The 25281-nt window shown below is 73.2% G+C and carries 21 protein-coding genes; 10 read left to right on the top strand and 11 right to left on the bottom strand.

From position 1 onward, the window contains the following. Positions 1-2: 2 nt before the first annotated feature. Positions 3-1286, bottom strand: coding sequence for an MFS transporter (locus tag ABD194_RS11250; RefSeq protein WP_343991307.1), 1284 nt, complete (start codon positions 1284-1286; stop codon positions 3-5). A 165-nt stretch (positions 1287-1451) separates the two neighbouring features. Between ABD194_RS11250 and ABD194_RS11245 the strand changes: the two genes are divergently transcribed. From ABD194_RS11245 to arfB, 3 genes are read left to right on the top strand one after another with little or no spacing between them, the layout of a single operon-like run. Continuing rightward, entirely contained in the window at positions 1452-2597 is a 1146-nt protein-coding gene (locus tag ABD194_RS11245) for an acyl-CoA dehydrogenase family protein (RefSeq protein WP_343991305.1), read from the top strand. A 48-nt stretch (positions 2598-2645) separates the two neighbouring features. Continuing rightward, complete coding sequence (locus ABD194_RS11240; protein WP_343991303.1) at positions 2646-3422, top strand: SDR family NAD(P)-dependent oxidoreductase; 777 nt, start codon at positions 2646-2648, stop codon at positions 3420-3422. A gap of 54 nt (positions 3423-3476) precedes the next feature. Further along, positions 3477-3932, top strand: a complete 456-nt coding sequence (arfB, locus tag ABD194_RS11235; protein ID WP_343991301.1) for an alternative ribosome rescue aminoacyl-tRNA hydrolase ArfB — start codon at positions 3477-3479, stop codon at positions 3930-3932. Between the two features lie 62 nt (positions 3933-3994). On the opposite strand, the gene ABD194_RS11230 is transcribed toward arfB, so the two are convergent. Further along, positions 3995-4321, bottom strand: a complete 327-nt coding sequence (locus ABD194_RS11230; RefSeq protein ID WP_343991299.1) for a DUF952 domain-containing protein — start codon at positions 4319-4321, stop codon at positions 3995-3997. A gap of 144 nt (positions 4322-4465) precedes the next feature. On the opposite strand from ABD194_RS11230, the gene ABD194_RS11225 reads away from it, so the two are divergent. From ABD194_RS11225 to ABD194_RS11195, 7 genes are all read left to right on the top strand, one after another. Next, positions 4466-5341, top strand: a complete 876-nt coding sequence (locus ABD194_RS11225) for an alpha/beta fold hydrolase (RefSeq protein WP_343991297.1) — start codon at positions 4466-4468, stop codon at positions 5339-5341. Positions 5342-5471: 130 nt separating this feature from the next. After that, complete coding sequence (locus ABD194_RS11220) at positions 5472-5972, top strand: SigE family RNA polymerase sigma factor (RefSeq protein WP_343991295.1); 501 nt, start codon at positions 5472-5474, stop codon at positions 5970-5972. Next, positions 5969-7237, top strand: a complete 1269-nt coding sequence (locus ABD194_RS11215; RefSeq protein WP_343991293.1) for a hypothetical protein — start codon at positions 5969-5971, stop codon at positions 7235-7237. The genes ABD194_RS11220 and ABD194_RS11215 overlap by 4 nt, the downstream gene beginning before the upstream one ends. 93 nt (positions 7238-7330) lie before the next feature. Next, positions 7331-9628 carry an MMPL family transporter gene (locus ABD194_RS11210; protein WP_343991291.1) on the top strand — a complete coding sequence of 766 codons (2298 nt, stop codon included), beginning with the start codon at positions 7331-7333 and terminating at the stop codon, positions 9626-9628. Positions 9629-9748: 120 nt separating this feature from the next. Continuing rightward, positions 9749-10729: a YihY/virulence factor BrkB family protein gene (locus tag ABD194_RS11205; RefSeq protein ID WP_343991288.1), complete on the top strand. Its 981-nt coding sequence runs from the start codon at positions 9749-9751 to the stop codon at positions 10727-10729. A gap of 73 nt (positions 10730-10802) precedes the next feature. Then, a complete protein-coding gene (locus tag ABD194_RS11200; protein ID WP_343991286.1) occupies positions 10803-11573 on the top strand; it encodes a haloacid dehalogenase type II in 771 nt (256 codons plus the stop codon). A gap of 77 nt (positions 11574-11650) precedes the next feature. Continuing rightward, a complete protein-coding gene (locus tag ABD194_RS11195) occupies positions 11651-11788 on the top strand; it encodes a hypothetical protein (RefSeq protein ID WP_343991284.1) in 138 nt (45 codons plus the stop codon). On the opposite strand, the gene ABD194_RS11190 is transcribed toward ABD194_RS11195, so the two are convergent. Genes ABD194_RS11190 through ABD194_RS11150 form a run of 9 tightly spaced genes read right to left on the bottom strand, consistent with a single transcriptional unit; the run spans position 11772 to position 25046 of the window. Then, positions 11772-13229, bottom strand: coding sequence for an aminoglycoside phosphotransferase/kinase family protein (locus tag ABD194_RS11190; protein WP_343991282.1), 1458 nt, complete (start codon positions 13227-13229; stop codon positions 11772-11774). The genes ABD194_RS11195 and ABD194_RS11190 overlap by 17 nt on opposite strands. Beyond that, positions 13226-14500, bottom strand: coding sequence for a phosphotransferase (locus ABD194_RS11185; RefSeq protein WP_343991280.1), 1275 nt, complete (start codon positions 14498-14500; stop codon positions 13226-13228). Before ABD194_RS11185 ends, ABD194_RS11190 begins: the two co-directional genes overlap by 4 nt. Further along, positions 14497-16464 carry an ABC transporter ATP-binding protein gene (locus ABD194_RS11180; RefSeq protein WP_343991278.1) on the bottom strand — a complete coding sequence of 656 codons (1968 nt, stop codon included), beginning with the start codon at positions 16462-16464 and terminating at the stop codon, positions 14497-14499. Before ABD194_RS11180 ends, ABD194_RS11185 begins: the two co-directional genes overlap by 4 nt. Then, positions 16451-17863, bottom strand: a complete 1413-nt coding sequence (locus tag ABD194_RS11175) for an aminoglycoside phosphotransferase family protein (RefSeq protein WP_343991276.1) — start codon at positions 17861-17863, stop codon at positions 16451-16453. Before ABD194_RS11175 ends, ABD194_RS11180 begins: the two co-directional genes overlap by 14 nt. After that, positions 17860-19095, bottom strand: coding sequence for a glycosyltransferase family 4 protein (locus ABD194_RS11170; RefSeq protein WP_343991274.1), 1236 nt, complete (start codon positions 19093-19095; stop codon positions 17860-17862). The genes ABD194_RS11175 and ABD194_RS11170 overlap by 4 nt, the downstream gene beginning before the upstream one ends. After that, a complete protein-coding gene (locus tag ABD194_RS11165; RefSeq protein ID WP_343991272.1) occupies positions 19080-21296 on the bottom strand; it encodes a phosphotransferase in 2217 nt (738 codons plus the stop codon). Before ABD194_RS11165 ends, ABD194_RS11170 begins: the two co-directional genes overlap by 16 nt. After that, entirely contained in the window at positions 21293-22792 is a 1500-nt protein-coding gene (locus ABD194_RS11160) for a phosphotransferase family protein (protein WP_343991270.1), read from the bottom strand. The genes ABD194_RS11165 and ABD194_RS11160 overlap by 4 nt, the downstream gene beginning before the upstream one ends. After that, positions 22789-24030 (bottom strand): glycosyltransferase family protein, encoded by a 1242-nt coding sequence (locus ABD194_RS11155; protein ID WP_343991268.1) that lies wholly within the window; start codon positions 24028-24030, stop codon positions 22789-22791. The genes ABD194_RS11160 and ABD194_RS11155 overlap by 4 nt, the downstream gene beginning before the upstream one ends. Beyond that, positions 24027-25046, bottom strand: a complete 1020-nt coding sequence (locus ABD194_RS11150) for an NAD-dependent epimerase/dehydratase family protein (protein WP_343991266.1) — start codon at positions 25044-25046, stop codon at positions 24027-24029. The genes ABD194_RS11155 and ABD194_RS11150 overlap by 4 nt, the downstream gene beginning before the upstream one ends. Positions 25047-25281 lie beyond the last annotated feature (235 nt).

Raw genomic sequence — 25281 nt, 5'->3', positions numbered from 1 at the left:
GCTCACTCCTCGAGGAACGGCTCCAGCGGGCGCCCCGTGGGGGCGCCGCCGACGACGTGGCGCACGCGGAGGAAGGCCGCCACCGACGGCGCCTGCACGACGGCCGACACGAGGAGCGCGACCGGGATCGAGGCCCACGACGCCAGCGCCCCGAGCGGCGGGCCACCGGCGACCTGGCCGAGGGCGTTGGCCTGGCTGTTCAGCGAGAGCACCGTGGCTCGCGTCGGCCCGTCGAGGTTGCGGTTGACCCACGTCGACTCGATCGGGCGGCTGAAGGCCATGGCCGCGCTGCGCAGCCACACGCAGGTGAGGACGAGCCACAGGTTGCCGAGCACCGCCACCCCGACGACCGCGAGCACTTGCAGGAGCATCGCGAGCGCCACGGGCAGACCCGGACTGCTGTCCACGAGTCGCTGCGGGAGCCAGCGCCCACTGGCCAGGGAAGCGCCCAGTGACACCATCGTGCCGACCAGGGCGAAGACGGTGAACGCGACCGCCTCGTCGCCGTCGAACACGGCCGGCATCGCGAAGGTGTCGAGCACGCGCACCTGCCAGAGCCGGTCGAACACCTCGCTCGCGAGGCCGACCAGGAGGCTGACGAGCAGGAACACCCGGACGACCCGGCGCCGACGAGCGATCCGCAGCCCGGCGACGAGCTGCTCCCTCATGTGCCCGAACGTCTCCCGGTCACCGCGCGGCGTCGGATGGAAGTGCCGCTCGGGCATGACGACCCACAGGCCGACGGCGAGCAGAACGAGGATGGCGCCGGCCGCGATGACGGGGACCCGCAGGTTCACGAGTCCGAGCACGCCGGCGACCAGCGTGCCCACGACGCCGAAGGCCAGGTCCAGCTGCGTCTCGCGGGTGAACACGGGGGCGACGTTCTCCTCGCCCACCTCGTCGGTGATCCACGCCTGCAGCGCGCCGGACGTGAAGGTGTAGCCGATCCCCCACAGCACGTTGCCCACCAGCGCCGCAGCGAATGTCGCCACGACCCCCTCCACGGCGAAGCCGACCCCGACGAGCAGGAAGCCGATGATGACCGACACGCGCCGGCTGTAGAGGTCGGCGACGATCCCCGTCGGCACCTCGAAGAGGAAGCAGGTCGCCTCGAGCACCGTGCCGACGAGCACCATCTGGAACGGGTCGAGCCCGACGACGCGGTACTGGAAGACGAGGTTCAGCGTGAAGCACATCGCGAAGGCCGAGGCCGCGACCGCGGTCAGCACGTAGAAGGTCGAGGTCGCGCCCGCCTCGCGCGGCGGCCGCCGCAGCAGCGTGAGCACCCCACGACGGTAGGGGCGTGACGCTCGTGCCGTCGTGCCATTTTCCGAGGCCGTGCCGCCGTGCCTCTGGCCGTATGCCGTCCGGCCCCCAGCGCGTCCGCCCACCGCGGACGGCCTCCGTCTCACACTTTGGACGGAATGCTCGGACGTCCTAGTATCTGAGCCATGCCAGCGACGAGGCTGATGCCGACCGAGGACGCCGCCGATCTCATCGAGCTCACCCGCGAGATCTGCCGCAAGGACCTCGCGCCGAAGGTCGACGACGCAGAGCGCGCGCACACCTTCCCCCAGGACACGTTCCGCACGCTCGGCCGTGCGGGCCTGCTGTCCCTGCCCTACCCGGAGGAGTTCGGCGGCGGGGCCCAGCCGTACGAGGTCTACCTGCAGGTCGTCGAGGAGATCGCCTCCGTCTGGATGAGCGTCGCGGTGGGCGTCAGCGTGCACAGCCTGACGGCCTACCCCGTGGCGGCCCACGGCACGCGCGAGCAGCAGGAGGCGCTGCTGCCCGGGATGCTGTCCGGTGACCAGCTCGGTGCGTACTGCCTCTCCGAGCCGCTGGCCGGCTCCGACATCGCCTCGATGACGACCCGTGCGAGCCGGACCGGCGAGGGCTGGTCGCTCAAGGGCACGAAGGCGTGGATCTCGCACGCCGGTCACGCCGACTACTACACGACCTTCGCCCGCACGTCCGACGAGGGCGGCAGGGGCCTGTCGACGTTCGTCGTCCCGGGCGACGCCACGGGGCTGTCCTTCGCGGCGCCGGAGCGCAAGATGGGCCTGCACTGCGACCCGGTAGCGCAGGTCATGTTCGACGGCGTCCCCGTCGAGGCCGCCCGCCTCATCGGCCGCGAGGGCGACGGCATGAAGATCGCGCTGTCCGCGCTCGAGGCCGGCCGGCTCGGGATCGCCGCCGCCGCAACCGGACTGGCGCAGTCCGCTCTCGACGCAGCCGCGGGCTACGCCCGGGAGCGCGAGCAGTTCGGCCGGCCGATCGCCGACTTCCAGGGCCTGGCCTTCCTCCTCGCCGACATGGAGGCCGCGGTCACCTCGGCGCGCGCCACCTACCTGCACGCCGCGCGACTCAAGGACGCCGGGCGTGCGTTCGGCACGGAGGCGGCGGTCGCCAAGCTCGTCGCCACCGACGCCGCGATGAAGGTGACGACCGACGCGGTCCAGGTGCTCGGTGGCGCCGGCTACACCGAGGACTTCCCGCTCGAGCGCTACATGCGCGAGGCCAAGGTGACCCAGATCTTCGAGGGCACCAACCAGATCCAGCGGCTCGTCATCTCCCGCCAGCTCCTCACCCGCTGAGCCGGCGCCCCGAACTCGACCACCCCGCATACGCCCGAAAGGCCTGCCATGCAGCTGAACTCGTCCACCGTCGCCCTCGTCACCGGCGGCGGCTCCGGCCTCGGCGGCGCGACCGCACGCCGGCTCGTCGCCGACGGGGCGACCGTCGTGATCCTCGACCTCGAGGGATCGACGGCCCCCGCGCTCGTCGACGAGCTCAACGCCGAGCGTGACGGCAGCGCCGTCTTCGTCGCCACCGACGTCCGTGACGAGGCCCGGGTGCAGGCGGCCGTCGACCGCGCAACGGGCCTCGGGCAGCTGCGCATCGCCGTCAACTGCGCCGGCGTCGCCACCCCCGGCCGCGTCATCGGTCGCGGTGGCCCGCTCGCGCTCGACACCTTCAGGACGGTCATCGACATCAACCTCGTCGGCTCGTTCAACGTGCTGCGCCTCGCCGCCTCCGCGATGCTCGCCAACGAGCCCGTCGACGGCGACCGCGGCGTCATCGTCAACACCGCGAGCATCGCGGCCTTCGACGGACAGATCGGCCAAGCGGCCTACGCCGCGAGCAAGGGCGGCATCGTCGGGCTGACCCTCTCGGCCGCTCGCGACCTGGCGGACAAGGCGATCCGCGTCATGACGATAGCCCCGGGCACCTTCGAGACGCCGATGCTCGCCGGCCTGCCGGGCGAGGTCAAGGAGGTCCTCGAGAAGCAGGTGCCGCACCCCTCGCGCCTCGGCCGCCCGGAGGAGTACGCGAGCCTCGTGCGCCACATCGTCGACAACCCGATGCTCAACGGTGAGGTCATCCGCCTCGACGGCGCCCTCCGCATGCCGCCCCGCTGAGTCCGGCGGCGCCCATGACCTCTTGGCCGGCCGCGGTGGCGGGACAATGGAGCGGTGAACGAGCCCAGCGGTGACCTCGTGCTCGCGCCCAGTCCGGGGCTGCGACACGGCGTCGTCATCCCCGCCGCCGAGCTCGTCGAGCGCTTCAGCCGTTCGTCCGGGCCCGGCGGGCAGGGCGTCAACACGACGGACAGCCGGGTCGAGCTCGTCTTCGAGCCGGGAACGTCGGACGCGCTGACCGCGGCTCAGCGCGACCGCCTCGCGGCAGCACTGGCACCCCGCCTGGTCGGTGGCCGGGTCACGGTCGTGGCGTCCGAGTTCCGCTCCCAGCTGCGCAACCGCGCTGCGGCCCGCGAGCGCCTCGCGGACCTGCTGCGCGAAGGCCTGGCTCCCCCGCCCGCACCGCGCCGGGCGACGAAACCGACGCGCGGGTCGAAGGAGCGCCGGATCGAGGGCAAGAAGAGGCGCGCCCAGGTGAAGTCCGGACGCGGGCGCATCCGCCCCGAGTGAGCCGATGGGCCGGACGTGGCCTGTCGACGGGTCACGAGGGCCACCCGTGGCCCCTCGACGGGTCAGGCGTGCGGGGGCTCGAGGATCGTGGTGTCGACGACGGCCTCGACCTCGATCGGGCCGTAGACGTGCGGGAACGTCTCCCCCGTGGCGGGGTCACCGACCTCGTGCACGACCGGCGACGCCAGTCGCGTCTCGTCGACGTGCAGCAGCACGAGCGGCTCCGCGACGTCGGCGTAGAAGCGCGACCGGACGACCGGCCACTGCTGGGCCGAGGACGCGTGGATGAAGCCCTCCTCGGCGAGCGAGCGCCCGCGGGTGGAGCGCGTGTAGCTGCCGTCACGCTGCGCCTGCTCCCAGTCGGCCTGCTCGGCCAGGTGGTAGATCATGGCCAGCGACGCTACCAACTTGCCCGGGAGCCCGGTGACGACTGTCTCAGATGCCCTGCAGGACAAGGCCGACGGGGGCACGCTGGAGGTGGGAGCGCCGCCCACCGCAGCGGCGGAGGGCGCGCCCGCCGGGAGGACAAGAGCATGGTGAGCGCACAGGGATCGCGGGAGAGCCCCGCGCCGGGATTCCCGGCCCAGGTGGTGAGGCTGCGCGGTCACGACCTGTCCTACGTCGACACGGGGTCCGGCTCGGCGATCCTCTTCATCCACGGCCTGCTCGGCTCGCACGACAACTGGACGCACCTGCTCGACCGCCTCGACAACGCCCACCGCGTCCTGATCCCCGACCTCTTCGGGCACGGGGCCTCGGCGAAACCGGTCGGGGACTACTCGCTGGGGTCGCACGCGGCCATCCTGCGCGACCTCGTCGACCAGCTCGGCATCCCGAAGGTGACACTCGTGGGCCACTCCCTCGGCGGCGGCATCGCGATGCAGTTCTGCTACCTCTTCCCCGAGCGCGTCGAGGCACTCGTCCTCGTCGCGAGCGGAGGGCTGGGCCGCACCGTCAGCCCGCTGCTGCGCTCGGCCACCCTGCCCGGTGCGGAGCTCGTGCTGCCCGTCATCGCCTCGACCTGGGTGCGCGAGCGCGTGGAGGGCGTCGGCAAGGCGGTGCGCGGCCTCGGCTGGCGTCCGAGCGCCGACGCCTCGGCGGCGTGGAAGGGTTTCACCTCCCTGTCGGACGGCGAGAGCCGGCGCGCTTTCCTCGCGACGACCCGGGGCGTCATCGACCCGGGCGGCCAGACGGTGAGTGCCCGCGGCCAGCTGGTCACCGCCGAGCACCTGCGCACCCTTGTCATCTGGGGCACCCGCGACCGGATGATCCCGGTCGGTCACGCGCAGCGGGCGCGGGAGGTGTTCCCCGAGGCGGAGATCGTCCTGTTCGAGGGCGCCGGCCACTTCCCGCACCTCGAGCAGCCGGACCGGTTCGCCGGCGTGCTCGAGGGTTTCATCCACGGCTGAGGCCCACGCCCGGGGAGGTCACGAAGCTGCTCCTGACGGCGGGCCGGCCCAGGAAGATCGACGGTGATGACAACGTCTGAGCGCGCCCACCGCGTCGAGGGTGCGTGAGACCACTCGAACGGGGGGAACCGTGGGAGAGACCGAGCGCGGGTCCGACTTCTCCGCGTTCGTGCGGGCCCGGCAGGGCTCACTCGCGCGCTTCGCCTACCTGCTGACCGGCGACGCGCACAGCGCCGAGGACCTGCTCCAGGCCTCGCTCGCCAAGGTCTACGGCAGGTGGGACCACGTCAGCGCGGCCCACTCACCCGACGCCTACGTCCGCAAGGTGATGGTCAACGAGCACACCACGTGGTGGCGCCGCGCCTGGCGGCACCGGGAACGCACCGACAGCGAGCTGATCCGGGTGCTCGACCCGGCCGGCCCTCCCGCGACACCGCACGACAGCGAGCTGTGGGCGCACGTGTGCTCGCTCGCACCGCAACAGCGGGCAGCCGTGGTCCTGCGCTACTACGAGGACCTCACCGAGGCCCAGACGGCCGAGATCCTCGGGGTGTCGGTGGGCACCGTCAAGAGCCACACGAGCCGGGCGCTCAGCTCCCTGCGCCGCACCATGAAGGAGGTCACGCCGTGAACACGACCGACCACCACAACGAGGAAGAGCTGCAGGCCCTGCTCCGGCAGCGTGCGGCGTCCGTCGAGGTCTCCGGTGACTTCGCGCCGGTCGCCGTCGCGCGCCGACACCGCAACAGGCGCACCCGCACCCTCGTCGCCGTCGTCGCCGTCGCCGCCGTGGCGATCGTCGCTCTGACCGTGCCGGGCCTGTTGTCGGCCCGCGGTTCGGCACCGCCTGTCCCCGCCCTACCCACCGCGACGGCCTCGCTACCCTCCCCCAGCGGCTCAGCAGCGACCAGCCCACCGACCGGCCACTCCTCGACGGCCCCGACGACGACACCGTCCCCGACGGTCGCGACCCGCGCCGACGCGTACGCCCTCGACGACACGATCCGCTTCGGCGACACGGTGCTCCACCTCGAGAAGGGCACCGTCGTGGAGAGCCTCGCCGTCCTCTCGAACGGTGGCTTCGTCGTCCAGTCGCACCTGTCCACCGGCTCGTCACAGAGCGAGATGGAGATCCTCTCCCCCGCCGGCCGCACGGTGCGCACCCTGGGCGCATCGGGTGCGTATGCCGTGTCGCCGGACGGCACCCGGGTGCTGGCCAAGGACGGGACGGGCAGCACGCTGGTGGTGTACGCGCCGAACGGCGCGGTGGTCGGGCAGAGGCGGGACGCCCGTGAGGTCGGCGCGATCGTCGGCGATACGGCATACCTCAACGGTGGGCCGTCCGAGGGCTCGCTCGCCTGGGACCTCGCCACGGGCGCCACGAGCCTGCTGCCGCCCCACGTCGTCGCCGTCTCGCCGGACGGCACCCGGGCAGCACTCGGATGGATGGTGACCACCGACGTGCAGGACGAGGCGTGCTGGGCCGTCGTCGACCTGGGGAGGCCGGCCTTCCCCACGACCATCCAGAAGTGCGGCCCGGGTGAGAACCCGACGATGTTCATGCCGACCGCCTTCTCCAGCAGGGGCACCTACCTGGTCGGCTCGAACTACGTCGACGGCGGGTTCTGGTTCAGCGCAGGCGTGGTCCGGGTGAGCGATGGGACGGTGGTCCTCGGTGGGAACGGCGATGCGGTCGTCTCCGGCTGGACCTGGCACCTCGACGACGACGAGTCGACCTTCGTCATCTCGCGCAACACCTCGAAGCCGGTGCCGCCCGCGACGAGGAACGCCCTCCAGCACTGCTCCCTCGCCCTGGCCTGCACCGCCGTGCAGCCTGAGGTCCAGCTGCGGGGCAAGGGCGGGTTCACCGAGCCGCGTTACGTCGTGTCCCGGTGACCGGCCCGCTGGCGCTGACCACCGACGTCCCCGCTCCACCCGGCTTGACGCGCTGTCCAACGTTGCGGCTCGCGCCTGCCCCAGAATGGGTCCATGAGCGACGCATCCCGGGTCGGGCGCGGATCGACGAAACCTCGGGGCCGCTCCGCGGTGAGGTGGGTCGCCGCCCTCGCGGTGCTGGCCTGGCTCGCCATCGGCGCCATCGGCGGCCCGCTCGTGGGACGCCTCTCGGAGGTCGCGACGAACGACAACGCGAACTTCCTTCCACCCTCGGCGGAGTCGACCACGGTCAGCAAGCTGGTCCAGCGCACGAGCGACACCCAGACGCTGCCCTACCTCGTCGTCGTGGAGCGTCCGAGCGGCCTGACGCCCGCCGACCTCTCGGCCGTGGAGAAGTACGTCGCCGGCATACCCGGGCTGCGCCTCGCCGACAAGACGCGCACGGTCGGCGAGTTCCTACAGGCCCCGCCACGGGGCGCCGTCCCCAGCCAGGACAGGCAGGCGGCCCTCATCCCCGTCTCCTTCCTCGCGGACAAGGCCGAGGACACCATCGCCGGGGACACCGCGCTGTATGCCGTCGCGCAGGCCCTGCGTGAATCCGCGTCGTCCACGTTGGGCTCGTCGGGGCTCACCGTGCACGTCACGGGCGCGGGCGGGTTCTTCGCCGACTTCATCACCGCCTTCAGCGGCATCGACGGCATCCTGCTGCTCGTCGCCCTCGGCGTCGTCTTCGTCATCCTGCTCATCGTCTACCGCAGCCCGATCCTGCCGTTCGCGGTGCTCATCACGGCCATGTTCGGCCTGTCCCTCGCTGCCCTCGTCGTCTTCCCGCTCGCGAAGAACGGCGCCATCAGCCTCAGCGGACAGAGCCAGGGCATCCTGTCGATCCTCGTCGTCGGCGCCGCCACCGACTACGCACTGCTGCTCGTGGCGCGCTTCAAGGAGGAGCTGCACGACACGGACTCCACGTGGGCCGCCATGAAGATCGCCTGGCGCGCCGCCCTCGAGCCGATCGCGGCGAGCGCCGCCACCGTGGTGCTCGGCCTGCTGTGCCTGCGCCTGTCGGACCTCGGCAGCACCAAGGGTCTCGGTCCGGTGGGGGCGCTCGGCATCGTCGGGGCCTTCGTGGCGTCCCTGACCTTCCTGCCGGCCGTGCTGCTCCTCATCGGGCGCCGCATCTTCTGGCCGCAGGTCCCCCGCGTGGACCACGTGCACAGCGCCGACGCGGTCGGCACCCGCGGCATCTGGGGCCGGGTCGCCGGCGTGGTCGGCCGGCACCCGCGGCGCACCTGGGTGGCCACCCTGCTCGCCCTCGCCGCGTGCGCGGCGTTCCTGCCGACGCTCAACGCCCGCGGCGTCGCCCAGAGCGATCTCTTCCTGACCAAGGTCGACTCGGTCACGGGGCAGGAGGTGCTCGCCCGGCACTTCCCGGCCGGCTCGGGCTCACCGGTGCAGGTCGCGGCACCGCAGGGCAAGGCGGAGGCTGTCGTACAGGTCCTCACGTCCGCTCCGGGCGTCAGCAACCCGCAGGTGGGCCTCGTCCCCGGCCAGCCACCGAAGGTCGTCGACGGCCAGGTCGTCGTGCAGGCCACGCTCGACGCCCAGGCCGACAGCATCGCCGCAGAGGACACCATCGAGACCCTGCGCTCCTCCCTCGACAGGGTGGGCACCGACGTGCTGGTCGGCGGCCAGACGGCGACGAACCTCGACGTGCGCCTCGCGAGCGAGCGTGACCTCAAGGTCATCATCCCGACGATCCTCGCCGTGATCTTCGTCGTGCTGATGCTGCTGCTGCGCTCGCTCGTGGCGCCGCTGGTCCTCGTCGGCGCCAACGTGCTGTCGTTCGCTGCGACGATGGGCGTCTCGGCGATCGCGTTCAACCACGTCTTCGGCTTCCCGGGCTCGGACCCGTCGACGCCGCTCTACGGTTTCGTCTTCCTCGTCGCGTTGGGCATCGACTACTCGATCTTCCTCATGACGCGCGTACGCGAGGAGTCCCGTTCCCGGGGCACGCGGCCCGGGATCCTGGTCGGGCTCGCCGTCACCGGCGGTGTCATCACGAGTGCGGGCATCGTCCTGGCGTCGACGTTCTCGGCCCTCGCGGTGCTGCCGATCCTCTTCCTCGTGCAGATCGCCTTCATCGTCGCCTTCGGCGTGCTCCTCGACACGCTCGTGGTGCGCAGCCTGCTCGTGCCGGCCGTCTCCTACGACCTGGGCGACCGCATCTGGTGGCCCATCGGGCTGCGCCGTGCAGGGCGCCACGAGGCCGGTGCCACCCCTGTCCCGACCGCCGAGCCCGCCGAGGCCGCCGAGCCGGGCGAGCCCATCGAGCCCACCGAGCCGAGCGAGCCCGCCACCCAGGAGCCCGCCACCGAGTCCCGGAGTGGCTAGGCCGCCGGCCGCACCGCGCCGACGCCGTGCCGCGAGGTCAGCCGCTCCGACACCGAGGCTCCGAGGACGTCGCGGGGTACGTTGTCGAACGTCCGACCGAGCCGCGGATGGGAGGCTGACGTGGTCCTGGAGCGGGTCGATCGGTTCCAGCGTCGGCACCCGGGCGCGAATTTCCCGATCGCGGTGCTCTACAAGTACTTCGACGACACCGGCCCGTACCTCGCGGCCCTGATCGCCTACTACGCGTTCGTGTCCCTCTTCCCCCTGCTGCTGCTCCTCGCGACGGTGCTCGGCTTCGTGCTGGCGGGCAACCCCGACCTCCAGCAGGAGGTGCTCCACTCGGCGCTGGCACAGTTCCCCGTCGTGGGTGAGCAGCTCGGCGAGCCCAGGCGGCTCGGGGGCGGCGCGGCCGGGCTCGTCATCGGCATCCTCGGGTCGCTCTACGGCGGCCTCGGGGTGGCGCAGGCGGCGCAGTACGCCATGAACAGCGCCTGGCGGGTGCCGCGCAACAGCCGGCCGAACCCGTTCAAGGCCCGCGGCCGCAGCCTCGTCCTGCTGGGGACGGTGGGCGTGGCGGTGCTCGGCACGATGGCCCTGTCGACGGTGAGCACGCCGGGGTCCGGGTCCTCTGGCGTCGCCGTCCGGATGCTGACGCTGGCCGGCGGCGTGCTGCTCAACGGGCTGCTCTTCGTCTTCGCCTTCCGGTTCGCCACGACCCGTCAGCTGTCGGTGCGGGACGTCCTCCCCGGGGCTGTCGGTGCCGCCGTGGGGTGGCAGCTGCTCCAGTCCTTCGGGGTCGCCTACGTGTCGCACGTGGTGAGGCACGCCAGCGCCACCAACGGCGTGTTCGCGATCGTCCTCGGGATGCTGGCCTTCCTGTACCTCACCGCCGCGATGGTCGTGCTGTGCGTGGAGGTCAACGTGGTCCGGGTGGACGGGCTGCACCCACGGGCGCTGCTGACCCCCTTCACCGACGACGTGCGGCTGACGCCTGCCGACCGCCGCGCCTACACCGAGCAGGCGCAGGCCGAACGCACCAAGGGGTTCGAGGACGTAGACGTGACCTTCCACCCTCCCGAGACCCAGCACCGGGACCCGTGACCCGAGCCGGCAGAGTGCGAGGCTTTTGCGGCGGTTGCGTGACGAGCCGCACGTCGCGGGCGCACGATGGGGCATGACCCCGACCCCTGCCTCCGACCCGGAGGAGCCCATCGCGCGCCGCCCGCTCCCCGAGTGTCCCGAGCCGCCAGAGCCGTTCGCGCCCCTCGAGCGCCGACCCCGGCTGCTCGTCTTCGACGTCAACGAGACGCTGTCGGACATGACGCACCTCGGCGACCGCTTCGTCGAGGTCGGCGTGCCGCCCTACCTCGCCGCCCCGTGGTTCGCCGGCCTGCTGCGCGACGGGTTCGCCCTGACGGTCACCGGGCACAACCCGTCCTTCGCCGACGTCGCCCGGGCGGCGCTGCACACGGTGCTGCACGACAAGGCGAACGTCGAGGCCGCGACCCGGCACATCATGGCCGGCTTCCTGCAGCTGCCGCTGCACGACGACGTACGCGACGGCATCCGCGCCCTGGCCTCGCTCGAGCTGCGGCTCGTCACCTTGAGCAACGGCTCCGCGGACGTCGCGGAGGGGCTCTTCGAGCGCGGCGGCATACGGGACTCCTTCGAGGGCGTGTTCTCGGTCGAGGACACGCCCGCGTGGAAGCCGGCCGCGTCCGCGTACCGGTATGTGTTGGGCAAGTGCGACGTCGACGCCGACGAGGCGATGCTCGTCGCCGTTCACCCGTGGGACGTCCACGGCGCCAAGGCCGCCGGCCTCCGCGCAGCGTGGATCAACCGGACCGGCGTCCCCTACCCCGACACGATGTATGCCGCAGACCTCGTCGCGCCGTCGCTCCCTCGTCTGGCTGACCAGCTGGAGGCGCTGCCCGCCGACGTGTGACCTCGCCGCGCCATCCGGCGCGGACACCAGGAGCCGAGGTCATCTCAGGTTGCTCGGCATGTCGCCCCTGGGCTCACGTGCCGGTGCTGGCCGTGGACGGCGTCGCCGACCCGGTCGTCGACGGCCAATGGCTCGACCTCGAGAGTGCCCGCGAGACGCTCGTCACCCGGCACTGGTGGCCCCTCGTCGAGCACCGTCTCACGGCAGCGCGCTGAGGTCGGCGGTGCGGAGCTGGTGCAGGAGGATCGCCAGCCGCGGCTCGACGCGCAGCAGGCGCACCTTCGACCAGGCGTGCAGCAGGGCCGTGAGCAGGTCGATCGTCTCCCAGAGCAGCACGCGCCCCGGCGTGACCGGCGCGTGGGCGCGGTACTCGTCGAGGAACAGGTCGCAGAACCCGTCGAGCAGCTCCAGCCGCTCCTCGAGCAGGTCGGGGCGGTAGCCGTCCGGCGACGCGGCGAGGGCCGTGACACCGATATCACGCAGCTTGCCGCGGAACCGCCCGAGGTCGAGGCCCGGCTCGGCCATCGCCGCTCCGTCGAAGTCGATGAAGCCGAGACGGCCGCCACCGAGGAGCACCTGCGCGGGCCGGAAGTCGTGGTGGGCGCTGACCGTCGGGTCGGCACCGGTCGCGCGGTCGAACGCCTCGAGGCGCGTCAGCATGGGCTCGCCCGCGTCGCGCAGCCCCGGCACGGACTGCGAGAGGCGGTCGAGCACCTCGCGGGTCTCGGCAAGCTCGTCGCCCCACCGGACCGAGCGCGTGTAGCGCGCACCGCTGCGGTGCAGGGCGGCGAGCGCCACTGCGGTACGCCGCAGCTGGGCCCGCAGCGTCTCGAGCAGATCCGGGTCCAGGCTCTCGAACGCCTGACGGGCCAGCGCCTTCAGCGTCTGCTCCTCGGGCACCGGGCCCTGCAGCAGGATGCGCTCGGCGGCCAGGTAGCCGAGGGGCTCCGCGAGCAGCACGTGCTCGCCGTGGGCGAGGTCGGTGTGCCACAGCGCGGTCATGGCCTCGTGCGCCACCGCACCCTTGTCACCCTGGTGGGTCTTGGCCACCACCGGGTCGGGGAGCCCGTCCGCGGGCGGGTCGTAGTCGACGTCGTACACGATGGTGCAGCGGCTGCCCGGCTTGTAGCGGACCACCCTCGGACTGCTCGACGCGACCGTGGCCTCGGGATACCCGCTCCCCCGCAGCAGGCGCTCGATGATGCGGGCCGACGCCTGCGGGTCGGACAGGGCACCGAGGCTCGGCAGGCCCGGGTCCGCCTCCTCGGTGCGCAGGTGGACGCGCAGGTCGGGCAGGACGAGCTCATGGCCCGGCTCACCGAACGTGGTCCCGCGTTGCGGTGCCGTCGGAAGGGCGCGCGACGGTGGATGCAGTTCACCGACGAGGACGACCTCGACCGGCTCTGCCAGGGCCCCGTCCACCCCGGAGGCCGGTCTGACCACCACGCGGCAGCGGGCCAGCCAGCTCGCCTCCTTCGCGCGCAGGCGGTCGGCCCGGCACTCGACCAGCGCCAACCGTCCGTCGCGCAGCTCGGGCACGTGCTCGCGCAGGGAAGCCTCGAGCCGCCCGGGCCGCATGAGCGCCGACAGCCAGTCGGGCAGCTCCGCGAACGCCTCGAGCGCATCGATGGACTGGTCACGCGTGCTGGTGGTCATGCGGGCCTCCCGGGGATCGCGTCGGTCGAGTCGAGAAGGGCCAGGGCGAGCGAGGACCGGGCAGCCTTGAGCCGTCGGGTCGCCCGCAGCGCCACGAGCGCCAGGTTGAGCCGTTCGTATGCCGCCACGCGCACTCGCAGTCGGGCGGGCTCCTCGTCCCCGGGCGGCGTCCCGTATGCCGCGAGGACGGTTTCGCGGGTCGCGCTCGCCACCGCCGGGGGGTGCGAGAGACGGGCAGCGCGCACCGCCTCGTAGGCAAGGAAACGGCCGAGATCGGCGGCCGGGTCCCCGAGCGCGAGCGTGTCGAGGTCGAGCAGGGCCAGACCCTCACGAGCCCTGACGAGCTGGCCGGGGGTGAAGTCGCCGTGGCAGAGCACCGGCTCCGGGCCTCGAGATGCGACGGCCTCCAGGACGGAGGCGGCTTCGCAGACCGCCCCGTCGACCTGCTCCGCCACGTCGGGCCACGCGGTCGCGACGAGCGCCTGCTCCCGGCGAACGCGGTCGAGGTGGGATCCTGCGGTCACTCGCGGGAGGCGGCCGGCGGGACGGAGCCCGTGGAAGGCCCGGAGTGCCCGGGCACTCTCCGCCGGGCCCACGGGCCTGTCCATGGCCGTGGGCGAGGAGCCGGCAGACGTGACCGACTCGAGGACGGTCGTCCGCAGCGGCGCGCACACCGTGAGCACCCGGGGCAGCCGCACCACCTCGCCACCGCGCCCGAGCGCCTGACCGCGCCCCGCCGCATACACCGCCTCTGCCGCCTCCGCCGCCGCGGTGGCGTCCTCCTCGCGCGGGTACACCTTCGCGTAGGCCTCCACCCCGCTCCGGTGCAGCCGCAGCACGCACGCTCCTTCGCGCGGGTGGTGCACGACCTCGGCCCGGCACACGGTCTGCCCTGCGCCGTCGGCGGGCTCGAGCCCGGCGTCGCGCAGGAGCAGCTCGACCGTGCGGCCCTCGAGCACCTTGGCAAGGGTCGGCAGGAAGGGGTCGTCGGGCAGCGCGGTCACCGACACCTCGCCGGCGCGGTCGTGGACCATGAGGGTGAGCTCGTCCCCGACGACGGCGGGCCCGGCCCCGTCGAGCCGGACGCCGATCCGCATGGACAGGTCGCCCGGACCCCGGTAGAGCACGGAGTGGGCGCTCGCTGCCGCGACCACCACGCCGGGCCGGCGCTCGGTGACCCACTCCCGCGCGAGCTGCTCGGCGGACGAGGGGTCGGTCGCCCAGGCCGGCAGACCTCGCTCGATCCGCTCGGCGCGCGCACCAGTCCTCACGCGTACCCCCGGCTGCGGTCTGCGGAGCCGCCCGTCCGGTCGCCCCTGCCGGCCGACGCCGGTCCGCCGAAGAGCTCGGCGAACGTCCCCGAGCTCTGCGCCAGAGTCCCCGGGCTGCCCTCCTGCACGATCCGCCCCTGGTCGAGGACGAGGACGCGGTCGGCACACCGGACCAGCTCGACGTCGTGGGAGATGACGAGGGTCGTCGTCCCGTCGATGAGGGTCCGGAGGGCCTGGATGACCTGGGCCGAGGCCTCCGGGTCCAGGCCGGTCGTCGGCTCGTCCAGCACGAGCACCGGGGCGTCGCGGATGAACGCGCGGGCGATCGCGAGCCGCTGTCGCTGACCGCCCGACAAGGTCGAGGCCCGCTCGCCGAGCACCGTCTGGTAGCCGAGAGGCAGCCGCTCGATGAACTCGTGCGCCTGGGCGAGCCGGGCAGCCCGCTCGATCCGCTCCGGATCGGGCTCGTCGATGCCGTAGGCGATGTTCTCGGCGACCGTCCCGGTGAGCAGCAGCGTCTCCTGCAGCACGAGGCTGACCTGGCTGCGCAGCGAGGCCAGCGTGAACTCCCGGACGTCCGTCCCGTCGATGGCCACGACGCCCGAGTCAGGGTCGTAGAGCCTCGCCACCAGCTGGGCGACCGTGCTCTTGCCGGCGCCGCTCGACCCGATGAGGGCGACGACCTCGCCCGGCTCCGCACTGAAGGTGATGCCGTCGAGCACGGGGCGCGGCACCGCGCCGGCCGCCGGGCTCCCGAGGGTCCCCGTGGTCGTGGTCTCGTGCTCGGAGCCGTCGAGCTCCGAGCGGTAGCTGAACGTCACGTCGGTGAAGCTCAGCCGGCCGTCGAGCCGGGGGGCCGGCCTCGACAGCGGCGTGTCCTGCACGGTGGGCTGGCGCTCCAGCAGCTCGGCGATCCGCTCGGTGCTGGCGATGAGCTTGCCGACCTTGTACCACTCGCTGACGATCTTGCGGGACGGCTTGAACATGTTCTGGATGAGGAGCACGAACAGCACGAGCGTCCCCGGGGTGACCACGCCGGTCTCGACGAGCCAGAAGCTGAGCCACACGACGCCCGCGATCGTCAGGCCCTCGAACACCGCGATGGCGAAGCTGAACTGCGCCTGCACCGTCGCGATGCGCAGCGAAGCCCGCATGCTCTGGTCGCTCTGCCGCGAGAAGTTCTCGAGGTCGACGTGGCCGCGACCGTAGCTCTGCACGAGGCGGATCGAGGAGAGCATCTCCTGGGCCGTCGAGGCGAGGTCACCCTCCTTGGCGCGCTGGTCCTTCGAGAAGCGCTTGAGGCGCAGCGAGAAGTAGTTCGCGACCAGCGCCAGCACCGGCACGATGACCACCGCGACGAGGGCCACCTGCCACGAGCGCATCACCAGCGCGACGAGGGAGCCGACGAGCAGCAGCGCGCTGGCCACGATGTTGCTCAGGGAGTCGACGATGAACTCCTCGACGACGAGCACGTCGCCGGTGACCCTTGTCAGCACGTCGCCGGTGCGGCGCTTGTCGTGGAAGGCCATCGACAGCTTCTGGAGCCGGTCGTACATGGTGACGCGGATGTTGTAGCCGAGCTCGCGGCCGCCGCGCGCCAGGAACACCTCGGACAGCGAGTCGGCGCCCTTGTTGACGGCCGCGATGAGGATGATCGCGAGCCCGAGGAGCACGATCGTCTCGACACGCTCGTTCGAGAGCACGGCAGGGAACCCGTGCTCGCGCAGGCTCGGCGCCTTGCCCGCCACGAAGTCGGTCGCGTACGCGATGGGGAAGGGCTCGAGGACGGCCGTCACGGCCTCGAGCACGAGCAGGAGCAGGCCGACCACGAAGGGCCGGTTGGCGCCGTGGTAACGCCGGATGAGGGCGAAGGCCCGAGACGTGTCGGACTGCTTCGCGTGGCGCGGCGACGGCCGTCGCGTCTGCTCGCTCGGGGTCTCCACCCTCGTGTCAACGGCGACCACAGGGCCTCCCCTCCGGCTCGGCAACAGCTCGCCGCGCCTCGGCCACGTACTGCTCGGCGAGCGACGCGACCGGCGACCTCGCCCAGGCGCGCAGCGCCTTGCGCAGGAGCGAGACCGCCACGTGGAAGCGGATCCTCTGGGTGGGATCGGTGGGCTCATCGACCCCACCGTTCTCCCCGCGCGCCGCCGCCCGCGCCCGGGAGAGGTATGCCGTCACGAAGATCTCACCCAGCGCCTCGGCCGCGCTCGCCGCCGCACCGTCCCGCGTCGGGCCGACCTCCGAGGCCCGCACCGCCGACTGGAGCAGTGAGGACACGACGTTGCCCACGTCGCAGGCCGGCTCGGCGATCCCGCAGTGGTCGAGGTCGAGCAGGGCGACCCGGTCGTCGTCGAGGAGGAACTGGCTCGGCCGGCAGTCACCGTGCACGAGGGAGACCGGTCCGGGCACCGGCTGCCGGTCAAGGAGCTCGTGGGCCAGCGCGAGGAGGGGCTCGCCGTTGGCCGGGTCGACGGCCCGGATGGCCGTGCTCCTGGCGACGAAGCGGTGCAGCTCCCGGTTCAGCGGCCGGGGCCGGCCGCTGGGCACGGCGGCGCGGTGGAAGGCGGCGAGCGCCTGCGCCGCGCGCGCGACGTCCGGCCCCCGACGCACCACCACGTCCGGGTCGCGGAGGCCGACGACGAGCTCGTGGCCCGGCAGGCGACCCTGCACGACGACGGCGAGACTCGGCAGGTGCGCCACCACGGGTGCGAGGACCAGCGGCGGCCGTAGGGGTTGGGCCTGCAGGGCCCGGCCCTCGCTCGCCACGGCCGCCGCCTTGGCCCTGTCGTGGTAGACCTTCGCGACGTAGGTCCGCATCCGGCTCGGCGCCACCGGCACGGTGACGAGGAGGGTGGCTCTGCGGCCGGGCCGGTAGCGCAGCAGTCGGAGGTCCAGCGCGTCGTCGAGCCCGCCGTCCGGCTCGCGGTCCAGCTCACGGTCGAGCTCACGGTCGAGCTCAGAATCCGGCTCGCCGTCCAGCTCGTCGTGCAGTGCTGCACCGAGGACACCGGGTGTGAGGACGTGGGCCAGGGTGGGCAGGCCCGGGTCTGCCGGGAACCTGCTGACGCCCGTGCCGTCCGGCAGCAGCTCGCCGGGTGCCCGCTGACCCGGCGCCGGCACGGTGGCCAGCACGAGCCCGGCGCCGAACCGGTACAGCACCGTCGCGCGCCGACCCGGCTCGTACTTCGCGTCGACGACGACGCAAGGCGTCGACGGGTCCTCCCCGAGGGCCCGCGCCAGCAGCGGGCCGCTGCGGTCGGGGTCCAGGGCCTCGAGCACTGCGGCATGCTGGGCCTGCAGGGCGGCGCGGACGTGCGGGGCATCGGGTGCGGCGGTCCTGGTTCCGGTCCAGCCGGTCATGAGGTCACCTCCGCCACACCGAAGACGTGCGCCAGCTGCTCGGCCGCACGGTCGACGTCGAAGGCCCGCTCGGCGGTCTGCCGTGCTCTCCTCCCCATCATCCGACGCCGGACCGGGTCGCGCAGCAGGCTCTCGAGGTGGTCTGACACGGCCATGACGTCACGCGCCGGGGCCAGCAGCCCGTTGTGCCCGTGCTGGACCGCTTCGGCCACGCCACCGACGGCCGTGGAGACCACGGGGAGCCCCGACGCGAGGGCCTCGACGATGGCGTTCGGCACGCCGTCGCGGTCGCCGTCGGTGGTGACGAACGGCGTCATCGCGAAGACGTCCGCATCGCGCATCGCCTCCACGATGACGGTGCTGTCCTGCTCCCCCGCGAACGTCACCACGTCGTCGAGGCCCAGGGCGCGCCGGTCCGCCTCCAGCTCGCCGCGCATCGGGCCGTCGCCGAACACAGTCAGGTGGAAGGGCCCGACACCGACCAGGCAGGCGCACGCACGGAGGAGGTCGGGGAAGCCCTTCTTCTCCACGAGCCGGCCCACCGACACGATCCGGACGATCCCGTCGTCACGGGTCTGACCGGGCGTGAACTGCCGCAGGTCGATGCCGTGGTGGATGACGCGTACCTTCGTCATGGCCTGCGGACCGAGCTGCGCCGCAAGGAAGTCCACGTTCGCCCCGCAGCAGGTCAGCACGCTCGTGGCCGCTTCGGCGCGAGCGCGGAGGCTGGCGCGGGGGATCTGGTAGAGGTCGCGGGCGTGCGCGGTCACGCTGTAGGTGAGCCCGGTGAGCAGGTGGGCCAGCAGGGCGACGAGCGCCGGGTCGTGGGCGAAGTGCGCGTGCAGGTGCGTGACCGGTGCGCCCTCCGGCTCGAGGCGCGCCCGCCGCGCAGCGAGCTGGACCGCCACCTCGAAGCACTCGGTCGTGCTCGCGTTCGCGTAGCCCGTGGACAGCTCGGGGTGGCTGCTCGCGAACCGGGCGGTGTCGGCATACCGCTGGGCCCCGAGCTCCGCGACCAGGGCGTGGTCCTCCGGACGCGCCGCCGCCGCGGCGAAGCTGACCGGCGCCCGGACCCGGTGCACCTGTGGCTGGCGCACCTGCTCGCCCGACGGCGTCATCGCCCAGATGTCGAGACCCACCCCGAGGCGCTCGAGGGCGAGCACCTCGTTGACGATGAAGGTCTGCGACAGCCGTGGCCAGCTGCGCGTCAGGTACATCACTCGCGCAGCCATGCCACCCCCTCGGCGAGACGGCGCCGGCTCGCCCGCACGACCTCGTCGCCGGCCTGGGCCGCCAGCGCCTGACGGGTGAACTTCAGCAGCGCGTAGGCCCGGAAGAAGGCGAGCCGGCGCTCGGGGTCCGGGCCGCCGACCTGGCCGTACGCGTCCAGGAAGGCCCGCAGGGCCAGCTCGGCCGGCGCGGAGCCGGTCTCCTCGGCGTATGTGCACAGGTGGGCCACGTCGAACGCGGGGTCTCCCATCCGGGCCTCGTCCAGGTCGATCACCGTGGCGGCCCCACCTTCGTCGACGATGACGTGGGCCAGGTGCAGGTCCTTGTGGATGAGGGCGTCCAGCACCACGGGAAGCGTCGTCGCGCGCGCCTGCAGCAGGGCCGCCAGCTCGCGCGCGGGTGCCAGGAGCGTCGCATCGGCCGAGCCGACGCGCTCTGCCCACACCGCGCAGTTGTCGGCCTCGTGGCCCAGGTCGAGCCGCCTGCCTGCGCCGCTTCCCGTGGTGTGGACGGTGCGCAGCCAGCGACCCAGGTGCCCGGCTGCGATGACGACGTCTGCGCTCGAAGGGGATTCGCCATCCTGTGACGGCGCGAGGGTGCGCGGTGGCCCGCGCCGGGGGCCGGCCGGCAGGGGCACCACGGGATGCCCGGGGGCCGACCGGCACAGCACGATGCCGAGGGGCGGGCTCACCCCGATCGGCGTCTGGGTGCCGCACTGCAGGGCCGGCTCACGCACCCGGTCGAAGAGCACGAGGTTCTCGTGCGCCACGACCGCCCGCACCGGTTCGGCGTACGCCTTGGCGATGACCTCCACCGGCCGTTCCGAGCCGCCCGTGACCCGGTAGCGGACCACCACCCTCCTGCCGGGCGAGAGCCGAAGCGTCTCCGCCGAGACGATGCGGCCCTTCCCGAGGCCGCCGGCGCGCAGCTGCTCCTTGAGCAGCGCGGTCATCGCACGCGGGTCGGTGAGCTCCGGCGACCACCGGGCCAGTCGGCCGTTCCCGGACCCGCGCGTGCGGCGCCGGCGGCGCTCGAGCACCTCGGAGGCGGTGGCGACGAGGGAGGGCACGGCCTCCCAGTGGGCGGTGTCGAGGCTGCGGTAGCGGCGGCCCGCGATCTTCAGCAGGGCCAGGGCCTGCCACCAGCCGACGGAGTCCGGGTCGGCCCGGCCTCCCGCGTCGGCGTAGCCCTGCAGCAGGGCGCCGCCGAGATCGGGAGCTCGAGTGGTGCCGGCACGGAGGCGCTCCCACTCGAGGTACGCCATGGCGTTGCCGAGGTCTCGGCCGGGGTCGGCCGGGCCGGCCCCGTCGAGATCGAGCACGGTGAGGCGCTCGTCGCCCACCACGACCTGACCGGCACGGAACGAGCCGTGGCCGAAGACGAGCGCGTCCTGCACCGGCAGCCGGTCCCGCAGCCGGTCCAGGGCCCAGCCGAGGGAGAGCGCCGTCGGCGGGTCGGCGTGCCAGGCCGCAGGGAGGTATGCCGTGAGCTCGTCGAGCGCGTCGACGACCCCGCGTCCCTGCACCGGGGCTCCCGGGACGGGGACGGCGCGGTGGACGTCCGCCAGCAGGTGCCCGAGGCGCGCGGCGAGGCGGAGCCGGCCGCGCACGGGTGAGGACACGTCGGACAGCAGCCTCGACGCGCTCGCTCCTCGCACCCCGGCGGTGACGACCGCGCCGAGGTCCGGCCAGCACCCCACGAGCGCGGGGACGAGTGCGGCCGTCCCGCTCCGGCGGGACGAGAGCGCTCGGAGGTTCACAGCATAGTCGTCGCACCCGCCGGCGAGCAGCTTGACGAAGAGGATGCGCCGACCCGTCGGCATCCCGACATCGCAGCGGACGACGCAGCTCGATCCCGGCCGGTAGCTGACCGGCGTGGTGGTGCAGCTGCGGACCGGTCTCCTCAGGAGGTGCTCGAGCCGGGGTCGAACCTGGACCGGGTCGAGGACCGCGGCCGCACCGCAGAGTGACGGGTCCTCGGACAGGCTGGTGCGGCTCACGCCGGTCGGCGTCGCCTCGCACACGCGCACCTCGCCGTTCCCGGCCTCGAAGGCGACCCTGGTGGTGAGCTCGGGCTCCCAGCGGATCTGGTGCACACCGCCCGGCCTGCCCTCCGTCTCGACGAGTGGCTGGACGAGCCCGACCAGGCGGTCCACGTCGGTCCAGAGGCAACCCGAGGGAGCCGTGGGCCACGTGGTGGTCATCGCGACCTCCCCCGGGGGCCCCTCCCCGTCTGCCGCGCACTCGCGTGCACCGCCTCGGGCGCCGACTCACGCGCCGCTGCTCGAGTGGTCTCGAGGCAGGCCTCGACGGCTTGGGCCCACCCGGGCCGGTGCAGCGGGATCCGCCGCCCCACCGCCCGCAGCTGGAAGACGACGCCGTAGTGCAGCGCCCGCGCGACCCGCACGGGCGGGCACAGGCCGTAGCCGTCCAGCGCGGCCTCCACGAAGGGTGCCGCCTCCTGCCCCGCCTCCTGCGCCCACCAGCGGAGGTCCGCGAGGAGCTTCCCGAGGTCGGCGGCAGGGTCCCCCACCGAGACGCGGTCGAAGTCGAGCACGACGAGACGCTCGCCGTCGACGAGGAGGTTGTCGCCCTTGTAGTCGCCGTGGACCAGGTGACCGGACTCGGAGGGCAGCGCCTCCAGCCCGGCGACCGCCTCGGCGAGGAGGGCGTCCAGCCGTGCGCCCGCCCCAGGGGCGAGGGCCCTCACGTGCTCGGTGGCCCGTCGTGTGGCGGCAGCCTCCGCCGCCGGGTCCGCCCGACCGCTGCCGAGGAACCAGGCCGGCCGGTGCCCGCCGTCTCGGACGGGACCGTCTCGGACCGCGCCGTCCCGTCCCCCGCCGCTGTGGACCTCGCCGTCGTGGATCGCGCGGAGCGCGGCACCCGCACGGCCGATCTGCGCCCGCCGCTCGTCCCTGCCGGGGCTCTCCGCGCAGAGGACGCGGGAGAGCGGGATCCCGTCGTGGCCCGCCCAGAGCACCAGCCGGTGCGACGGGATGTAGCCGGCCGCACGGGCGGTGCCCGCAGGCGCCGAGCGGTCCGAGAGCGCCTGCGCCACAGCGCTACTGGCGTCGAGGGCGCGTCGACCCGAGTCGTCCCGATAGCACTTGGCGAACAGCCGGTGCTGCCGGTCGGTGCTCTCGAGCCTCAGCACGTGGCGCTGTCCGGGCCGGTAGCGCAGGGCGGTGACGCGAAGCCCGTCCTCGAAGCCGGGCACCCCAGCGCCGCGGAGCAGGCGCGCGACCCGTGCGGGGTCGTGGACGTCGACGAGGTGCGGGAACGCGGGGTCGACGGGGGCGAGCAGGACGGTCAGGCCCCCCGGGCCGGGAGGCGGCACCAGGGTGGAGAACGGTGAGCGCAGCGAGGGACTCACCCGTGACCGCAGGTCAGCCGGGACCGGAGCGGGCGCCGAGCCCGACTGCCACGTCAGGACGGCTTGTCGTGTGCCGACGGCCCCGCCGGAGAGCGCGACACCGACGGTGAGCTTGCGACCGAGCCTCAGCGTGGTGCGCGTCACGACGGCACGCAGCTTTCCTGCTCCCTCCGGCAGGAGCGGGGCGAGCGCCGTGGCGACGGTCACCGGCACCGCCTCGGTCAGGAAGCGGCATACGTCCTCGGGACTGCTGCGACCCGCCAGCACGTCGTGTGCGTCGACGTGCGGGCGCCTCGGGCCTGCCGTCACCGCCGGGGTGCCCGTCATGTGCCGACCGGCTCCAGCTCGAGCTTGGGCCAGCTCTCGAGATGGCTCGTCAGCCGGGCCACCGCGGTCGTGCGGCCACCAAGGTCGGTCCCGACCGCCGGGGACAGCGGGGTCGAGAGGGCGCCCACGATCGCGTCGGCCACGGCCGAGGACCCGAGCAGGTCGGGATCGAGCCAGTGCACCCAGCCGCGCTGCGCGAAGAGGCTCGCCCGGATGCGCTGCTCGGCGCTGGGTCCGCTGCGGGGCACGAGCAGGGCCGGGGTGCCGTCGTTGAGCAGCTCGATCGTGGTGTTGTAGCCCGCCATCGAGACGACGAGGTCGGCCCGCGCGACCCGACCACGGCCGTGGACGCGGCGCCGCAGGTCGGTCATCGGCAGCTGCTTCGAGCGCCGCCGCAGCTCCGCCACCTTCTCCCGCGGCATGAAGGGGCCGGTGACGAGCTCGAACCGCGCCCCCGTCTCCTCGTGCACGGCCTCTGCGGCGTCGAGGACCCCGGCCATCATCGGGTGCGCGTCGGCCCCTCCGCCGGCCACGACGACGACGGTCGGTGGCCGCATCGGGTCCTGCCGGGCTCGTCCGTTCCCCTCCGCACAGCCGTCGGACACGACCGCCAGGCGCCGAGCGCGAGGGTGCGGTCTGCCGCACACGTAGCCGGCGTACGCCAGCCGCTGCGACGGGCCCTGCGGCCAGGCGTACTCGCTGGCCACGTCGAGGACGTCGCTGGAGCCGTAGACGAGCACCTCGTCGTAGAACTCCTCGAGCGCCTCGTAGGCTCCCTCGGCCGTCCAGCGACGCCGCACGACCCCGGGGTCGTCGATGATGTCCCGCAGGCCGAGCACGACGTGTGCCCGGTGACCGCGCAGCTTGCGCAGGGCGGGGACCAGCTCACCCATCGCCCCGTGCGGCATGTGGTCGACCAGGAGGATGTCCGGGTCGAACTCACGCACGGCGGTGGCGATGAGTCGCCGACGCAGGCCGAGGACGTCCCGGAACGATGCCGACAGCGACACGGCCTCCCACTCCCCCGGGCCCGACTTGCGGATGCTCGGCAGCTTGAGGAAGTCATGGCCGGGGGCGGTGGAGAAGTACTGTCCCAGCGGCGAGTCGGAGAGGGTGAGCGCGCTGGCCCCGGGCACCTGACGCAGGAACTCGGCGGCGAGCAACGAGGTGCGGCGCATGTGGCCGAGCCCCAGGCCGTCCTGGGAGTAGATGAGCAGCCTCGGCTCGTGGCGCCTCACCGCGCCCACCCACCCTGCACAGAGGTGGGAGGGCCCTCGGCCGGCACCACCGGCGGCACCCCGTCCCGTGGCGACTCGCGCAGCGCGCGGTGCCACGCCACCTGGTGCTTGAGCCCGAGCCGCAGGTCCGTCGTCGCACGCCAGCCCAGGGCCGCCGCGGCCGCCCGACTGTCGCCGAAGGTCTGCTCCGTGTCTCCCGGACGGTGCGGCATCGGGGCGACGGTCGCCTCTCCCCGCACCTCCTCCTCGAGCATCCGGAGGACGTCCGGGATGGCCACCGGGGCGCCGCGCGCGATGTTGAGGATCGTGCCCGAGGGAACCGGCGCGGTCACGGCGGACACCACCGCGCGCGCGACGTCACCGACGAAGGTGAAGTCCCGCCGCTGCGTCCGGTCTCCGTACACCGAGACCGCGCGCCCGTCGAGCAGCGCCTCGGTGAAGCGGTGGATGGCCATGTCGGGGCGCTGGCGCGGGCCGTAGACGGAGAAGAACCGCAACGACACGGTGGGCACCCCCCGCTCGTGGGCATACGCGCCGACCAGGCACTCGCCGGCGAGCTTGCTGACGCCGTACGGGCTGAGCGGCGCCAGCGGGCTCGACTCGCGCATCGCCTCGAGCGTCGGCGCGTACACCGACGAGCTCGACGCGTAGACGACGCGGGGGGCGTGCCCGCGCGCGGCCGCCTCGAGCAGGCGCTGGGTGGCGACGACGTTGCGCTCGACGTACGTCGGGAACGAGTCCCCCCACGAGGTGCTGACGCCCGGCTCCGCCGCCAGGTGGACGACGGCCTCCACGCCGTCGACGATGGGCCCGAGCGGCGCCGTCGCCAGGTCCTCCCGGACCAGGGTGAACGACGGGTGGTGGGCCAAGGTCGAGATGTTGCGCAGCTTCGCCGCAGGGGCGTAGCCGTCCGTGAGAGCATCGACCCCCCGGACCTGCCAGCCCTCGCTCAGCAACAGCTCCGCGACGTGGCTTCCGATGAAGCCCGCCGCACCGGTGACCAGTACGAGTTTCACGAGACCCCCCTGACTCGCCGCCGACCAGTCCCACGGCTCCGTCCCCCGGTCCGTTGAGGTGAGTTCGGCTTTTTTGAGTGTCACATCGGTGAAATCTCCATGCCGCCTGAATGAACGATTTTTGTGACGTGTTCCGGCGGCTGGTGGGTGACTCGCGAAGGCCGTCCCTTTTTGCACCCTGACAGGCGCCACCCCTCCGCGGCGATGTCCGTCGGAGGGGTGGCGGTCGAGCAGC

It is taken from the genome of Terrabacter terrae (assembly GCF_039529575.1).
In the GTDB taxonomy this organism is placed as follows: Bacteria; Actinomycetota; Actinomycetes; order Actinomycetales; family Dermatophilaceae; genus Terrabacter; species Terrabacter terrae.
This window is presented reverse-complemented; position numbering and strand designations above follow the sequence as displayed.

Excerpts from the sequence above, each read along its gene's own strand:
- ABD194_RS11245 (WP_343991305.1), top strand. The coding sequence starts at position 1,452 with ATGCCAGCGACGAGGCTGATGCCGACCGAGGACGCCGCCGATCTCATC.
- ABD194_RS11240 (WP_343991303.1), top strand. The coding sequence starts at position 2,646 with ATGCAGCTGAACTCGTCCACCGTCGCCCTCGTCACCGGCGGCGGCTCC.
- ABD194_RS11230 (WP_343991299.1), bottom strand. The coding sequence starts at position 4,321 with ATGATCTACCACCTGGCCGAGCAGGCCGACTGGGAGCAGGCGCAGCGT.
- ABD194_RS11225 (WP_343991297.1), top strand. The coding sequence starts at position 4,466 with ATGGTGAGCGCACAGGGATCGCGGGAGAGCCCCGCGCCGGGATTCCCG.
- ABD194_RS11210 (WP_343991291.1), top strand. The coding sequence starts at position 7,331 with ATGAGCGACGCATCCCGGGTCGGGCGCGGATCGACGAAACCTCGGGGC.
- ABD194_RS11200 (WP_343991286.1), top strand. The coding sequence starts at position 10,803 with ATGACCCCGACCCCTGCCTCCGACCCGGAGGAGCCCATCGCGCGCCGC.
- ABD194_RS11190 (WP_343991282.1), bottom strand. The coding sequence starts at position 13,229 with ATGACCACCAGCACGCGTGACCAGTCCATCGATGCGCTCGAGGCGTTC.
- ABD194_RS11175 (WP_343991276.1), bottom strand. The coding sequence starts at position 17,863 with ATGACCGGCTGGACCGGAACCAGGACCGCCGCACCCGATGCCCCGCAC.
- ABD194_RS11170 (WP_343991274.1), bottom strand. The coding sequence starts at position 19,095 with ATGGCTGCGCGAGTGATGTACCTGACGCGCAGCTGGCCACGGCTGTCG.
- ABD194_RS11165 (WP_343991272.1), bottom strand. The coding sequence starts at position 21,296 with ATGACCACCACGTGGCCCACGGCTCCCTCGGGTTGCCTCTGGACCGAC.
- ABD194_RS11160 (WP_343991270.1), bottom strand. The coding sequence starts at position 22,792 with ATGACGGGCACCCCGGCGGTGACGGCAGGCCCGAGGCGCCCGCACGTC.